Here is a 1,844-nt window from a genome sequence, read left to right on the forward strand (position 1 = left end):
GACTCCTCTGACCCTTGTGACCTTGTAAACCTTAATACTTGATCGAAAACCCACCTAAACCCGATTTCATCCCACTCAAAAATGAAAAGTCTGCAACAGACCGTTGCCCTCGCTGTAGCTTTACTTCAACACTTGTGGCACGGTCAGCGATTCAAACCACTGAAATCCACGATCTTAAATCACATTTCGTTTCACCAGTTCTCTGGAAATGGCATTGAACACCCCTCCCATATCGCGCTGCATGGCATCGAGCTTATCGACTTTCTCAAGGATTTTGGCGTCCGATGCGGTCAGACTCTCCTCAATTTTCTCCAATTGACCCATGGACTCAGCCAGCATCTGGATCATTTTTTCCAGCATTGCCGTGGTGGCTTGAGTGTCAGTTTGTTGTTCTTTCCGGAGAATGGCGACGTCACTGCGCAGCTGTTTCAGTTCTTGTTCCTGGGCCTGCAGGCGTTCTTGCAACTCGGTCTTCTCCGCCTGGAACTGGTCGCGCAGGTAAGCCTGGTCCCTGATCCATTCCTCGAAGGCCTGTTGAACGGCTTCCCGGGGTCCCAGTTTGTTCAGGGTCCTGAGCCTTTTGACCCGTGGGATCAGGTCGATTTCGAATGCGGTGTAGGTTTCCTGTCCAGCGTCACGGTTGTATATTTTTGCAATTTCGGGAGGCAGGTATTCACGGATGTGGGTTCGCCACCTGTAGAGGGTGGTCCGTCCCATTTTTAGGGTCTGTTCCAGATGTTTCACGGACTGCTCGAAATGATCCTGTTCCATAAAGTGAATATACACAATGCCAGCGTGTCCCTCAATTGTTTGTTTCATTTGATCCAGATGCTTGTGCAGCAAGACACTTGCGTTTCGCTTGATGTTCCACTGGTGAAACACGGCTTTTGAAGCGTGTCAAAAAAAGAAAAACCCATTATTCATACATGACAGATGAAACAAGCGGGGCATCCCGTCAGGGTTCCTGCACAATCCACTGGATCTGATTCTGTTCACACCAGACCAGAAATGCGGATGAAAAAGTTTCATTGACGAGACATACCTAAAACTATTTTTTTTGCCAAAAAATCGCCGTTTTGCCTTTCAGGTCGGAGTCTTTTTGATTTTCCACCAAAAAGTAATTTAAAAAACATAGTGTCTGTCCCCTTTGAGCTCCTGAGGGCGTCTTGAAGCATGGTTTTTGTTCCAGTTGCCCATTGTGCCCGAGAGGGGGGGTGCATAATTTCCGCAGTGGTGATGGGGGTCGGTTCAGTGGTTTTTGACCCGAAAATGACCCCCCTTCTGGCGGGTGCTTTGGCTTCAGGTTCGGGTTTGTCGGGAACCCAGGGTCGGTTCGGGCAGGGTCAGCAAGCACCCACCGGTCCCTCCAGGTGGAACCCAGGGCCAGATGCTCAGGCAAGAGAGGGGACCCGCCTGCGGGTGTGCAACCCGGGTCTGGAGGGAGCGGTTCTCCTGGTGCCCACATGCCGGGTGTTCATCATGCGTCCACTCGCTCCCCTTGATGGTGCACGGGCGCTGCGCGAAAGCACCGGCCGTGGAGGGGGGTGGTTGAACGGGACGTGCACCTGCACCTGTTCTGCAACCCCACCCCCGAAACACTTCAAAACTCAGGTGGGTGCGTGCATGTCAACGCCCTGATCAAAGGTGGGCTTGATGCACCTCACAGCAGTTGAAGCCCTGAACATCCTGCACTTTCACACATCCAGGGTCAGAGCAACTGCTTCACCTCACATGCATTCACACTCACCCCCCTGACCCTTGTGACCCCCTTGACCCATGTCACCCCCCTGACCCTAGTGACCCCCCTGACCCTTGTCACCCCCCTGACCCTTGTCACCCCCCTG

Annotated in this window: 1 protein-coding gene; it reads right to left on the reverse strand. The window is 52.7% G+C overall.

What is annotated here, in order from left to right:
- Positions 1 to 174 precede the first annotated feature (174 nt).
- Positions 175 to 771, reverse strand: a complete 597-nt coding sequence (locus tag DC3_RS28695; RefSeq protein WP_146892235.1) for a hypothetical protein — start codon at positions 769 to 771, stop codon at positions 175 to 177.
- Positions 772 to 1,844 lie beyond the last annotated feature (1,073 nt).

The sequence above is a fragment of the Deinococcus cellulosilyticus NBRC 106333 = KACC 11606 genome (genome assembly GCF_007990775.1).
Lineage (GTDB): Bacteria > Deinococcota > Deinococci > Deinococcales > Deinococcaceae > Deinococcus_C > Deinococcus_C cellulosilyticus.

Bases quoted from the DNA above. Each gene is read 5' to 3' on its own strand.
- DC3_RS28695 (WP_146892235.1), bottom strand. From the start codon at position 771: ATGGAACAGGATCATTTCGAGCAGTCCGTGAAACATCTGGAACAGACC.